The sequence below is a fragment of the Promineifilum sp. (SeqCode) genome (assembly GCF_041918635.1).
Taxonomy (GTDB): Bacteria; Chloroflexota; Anaerolineae; order Promineifilales; family Promineifilaceae; genus Promineifilum.
This window is the reverse complement of record NZ_JAYRVJ010000324.1, coordinates 1-3,503: the sequence shown is the minus strand read 5'-3', so window position 1 is coordinate 3,503 and position 3,503 is coordinate 1. Positions and strand designations below refer to the sequence as shown.

General features: G+C 67.1%; 3 protein-coding genes and 1 pseudogene. All 4 read left to right on the top strand.

All coding sequences use genetic code 11. The annotated features are described in order from the left end of the window. Positions 1-16 precede the first annotated feature (16 nt). Positions 17-757: a hypothetical protein gene (locus ACE3UY_RS10420; RefSeq protein WP_374687468.1), complete on the top strand. Its 741-nt coding sequence runs from the start codon at positions 17-19 to the stop codon at positions 755-757. 184 nt (positions 758-941) lie between these two features. Next, positions 942-1,637: a response regulator gene (locus tag ACE3UY_RS10415; protein ID WP_374687467.1), complete on the top strand. Its 696-nt coding sequence runs from the start codon at positions 942-944 to the stop codon at positions 1,635-1,637. A gap of 7 nt (positions 1,638-1,644) precedes the next feature. Beyond that, positions 1,645-3,024 carry a sensor histidine kinase gene (locus tag ACE3UY_RS10410; protein ID WP_374687466.1) on the top strand — a complete coding sequence of 460 codons (1,380 nt, stop codon included), beginning with the start codon at positions 1,645-1,647 and terminating at the stop codon, positions 3,022-3,024. 128 nt (positions 3,025-3,152) lie between these two features. Next, positions 3,153-3,503 (top strand): annotated as a pseudogene (locus ACE3UY_RS10405) (hypothetical protein); the annotation flags it as partial.

The following is a 3,503-nucleotide window of genomic DNA, read 5'->3' as shown; positions in this document are numbered from 1 at the left end:
GCAAGGAGAAAGATAGATGGAGAAACAGCGAAAATGGCCTTTGTTTGTGGTGGCTGGGATCGTCATCCTGCTCATCGGCGCGCTGGCGACTGTGGCCCTGGCCCAGACGCTCACGCCCGAGGCGGATGCCCCGGCCCAAGAAGATAGCGCGACCACCGACGTCCCCTCGTTCAAGCTGGGCCGCGGTGGCTTCGGCCATGCCTTCGGCGGCGACAGCAGCCAGGATGAGTACCTGGCCGAGGCGCTCGGCATCACGGTGGAGCAACTCCAGGCGGCTCGCGATCAGGCGTACGCCGCCGCGCTGGCCGACGCGGTCGCCAGCGGCTCGGTTACCCAGGAACAGGCCGATCAACTGCTGGCCAGGCGCGCCCTGCGCAGTGCCATCGATCAGAAGGCGCTCGTGGCCCAGGCGCTCGGCCTGACGGTTGACGAATTGGAAGCCGCGCTGGCCGGCGGCCAGTCGCTCCGCGATCTGATGGCCGAGAAGGGCATCGACGCGAACACCCTGCAAGCCAACGTGCAGGCGGCTTATGAGGCGGCCGTGGCGCAAGCCGTGGCCGACGGGGTTATCACCCAGGCCCAGGCGGACGCCATCCTGGCCGACGAGGCAGGCTCCGGCCTGTTTGGCGGTCTCGACCGTGGCGGCCACGGTCATGGCGGCCGGGGGCATGGTCGCGGTGGCTGGCGCGGTGTGCCCGACTCCACAACCCCGGACACCACCACGCCGGAAACCATGGATACGGGCTTCGACGCCTAAGCGGGCGGGCGAAGGAATTACGAAAGACCCGGCAGGTGGGCGGCCGACGACAGTTTGATTACGACGAACCTTGTGGCCGCCCACCTGTCAGGTCTGAAAAGAACGCGAGTGCTACAATCACGCGAACGCGAACGAAGAGCGTGCTAAACTGAGCCGAGACGGGCGAGATAGAGCGATTAAAGTCATGAGCAAGACAATCCTGGTGGTAGACGATGCGGAGAGTTTGCGGACAATGCTGAGAACCTACCTCACGCAAGAGGGGTTCCGCGTCGTCACAGCCGCCAACGGGCGCGAGGCCCTGTTCGTCGCCCGCCAGGAGCGGCCCGATCTGATCGTCCTCGACCTGATGATGCCCGAACTAGGCGGCTACGACTTCATCAGCGCCTATCGCCGCGAGGGCGAGGCCCCCATTATCATCCTGACTGCCAAGCTGGAAGAGAGCGACAAGGTCTTGGGGCTGGAACTGGGCGCGGATGACTACCTGACCAAACCGTTCAGCCTGCGCGAGCTGACCGCCCGCATTCGGGCCGTGTTGCGGCGCGCCGACAAGAACGGCAGCGGGCCGTCCTCGGTGTTGCGCGTCGGCGACCTCGTCCTGGATCGCGACAGCCGCACCGTATCGGCCGGCGGCACGGCGGCCGACCTGACGCCATCGGAGTTTGATCTGTTGGCGACGCTCATGGCCACTCCCGGCCGGGTCTTCTCGCGGCTGGAACTGCTCGACCGTTTGCAGGGCGATGCTTACGAAGGATACGAACGGACGATCGATGTCCACATCCGCAACTTACGCACCAAAATCGAACCCGACCCGCGCAACCCGCGCTATGTCGTCACCGTTTATGGCATTGGCTATCGGTTGGCGGCGGAGCCGGCTGGCTGACGACGCTATGCGTTCGATGACGTTCAAGCTCACCCTGGCGTTCCTGATCGTCGGCCTGGCCGGCGTCGTCCTGGTGGCAGTTACCACCGGTGTCCTCACGCGCCGGGAGTTCGACCGCTTCGTCGCCGACCGCTATCAGCTCGAAGTGGTCGAGCAGGTCGCCGACTACTACCAGACCAACGGTGGCTGGGATGGGCTGGAGTCGATCCTGCAAACGCGTGCGCAAGGGGGCGGACGGCGGGGTGGCCCCGGCCAGTCGACGCTGCTGGTATTCGACGCTGAGGGCGGCGTCATCGTGGACAACCGGCCGGCGCAGATGGTCGCCGAGGTGGCGAACCCCACGCTCGATCGCAATGGGGCGGCGGCGGTCGAAGTGGACGGCGAGACCATCGGCTACGTCCAGTTCTTCGGCGCGCCCATGGAGCGGGGCGAACTTTCGCCCGAAACGACCTTCCTGGCCGGCGTGAGCCGGGCGACCATCTGGAGCGCGCTGGGCGCGTCCGTGCTCGCCCTGATCCTTGGCGCGGCGCTGGCCCGCACCATCTCGCGCCCCGTGCGCGAATTGACCCAGGCGACGAAGGCCGTAGCCGCCGGTGAACTGGGCGCACAGGTTCCCGTGCGCGGGGACGATGAACTGGGCGAACTGGCCCACTCGTTCAACCGAATGAGCGCCGACCTGGCCCAGTCGAACCAGGTGCGCAAGCAAATGACGGCCGACATTGCCCACGACCTGCGCACGCCGCTCAGCGTCATCCTGGGTTACGCCGAGGCGCTGCAAGACGGCAAGCTGCCCGGCGCGCCGGATACCTACGCCGCTATCTACCTTCAGGCGCAGCACCTGAACCGGCTCATCGACGATCTGCGGACGCTGTCGCTGGCCGACGCCGGGCAACTGTCGTTGCAGAAGCGGATTGTCCTGCCGCGCACCCTGCTGGAACACACGGCGCTGGCCTATCTGCCCCACGCCGAGGCGCAGGGCATCACCCTGGCCGTCGAGGGGGATGACGCGCCGCCGGTGCTGGTCGATCCCGACCGGCTGATCCAGGTGTTGGGCAACCTGATCGCCAATGCGCTGCGCCACACGCCGGACGGCGGCCAGATAACCCTGTCGTCCGGTCGCGACGGGGAGCGGGTGCTGTTACAGGTGCGCGACACCGGCCCTGGCATCCAGGTTGATGACCTGCCCCACATCTTCGACCGCTTCTATCGCGGCGACAAGGCGCGGGCCGCGGACGGCGCGTCCGGCCTGGGCCTGGCCATTGCCCGGTCGCTGGTGGAGGCCCACGGTGGGCGGGTGACGGTCGAGAACGCGCCCGAAGGCGGCGCGCGCTTCACCGTGTCGCTGCCCCAAGCCCCCTCGGTGGTCGCGGCAACGCCCCAACGTTAATCCAGCGGCCATTTCCCGCTCACTTCCCTCTCAGGAAACTCTGGCAAAGTGAGACGCCAGTCCGGTTAGCCCTGGCGGCTGACGACTTGACTCTTGGGCATCGGCCCAGAAACGAAAACGAGGTAAACATGAAGAAGAGAGTTTTAACGCCATTTCTACTACTGTTGTTGGGACTATTCGCGCTGACGGCCTGCGGCTTGCTGCAAGAGCCGGAAGAGGCCAGCGGCCCCATCGAGGCCATCCCGCTGGAGACGCAAGCCGCCGCGGTGGCGACGGCCGAGGCCGAGCCAACCGCGCTGGCCGCGACCACCGCGCCGGAAGTGGTCGAGCCGACCGCCGCCCCGGCCGAGACGGAGCCGACGGCCGCGCCGGAAGCGACCGCGACGACGGAGGTAGCTCCCACCGAGGAAGCGGCTGCCCCGGCCGGCGAGGCCCGCGTCTTCAGCATCGATTCGACCGCCTCGCAGGTTCGCTTCCAG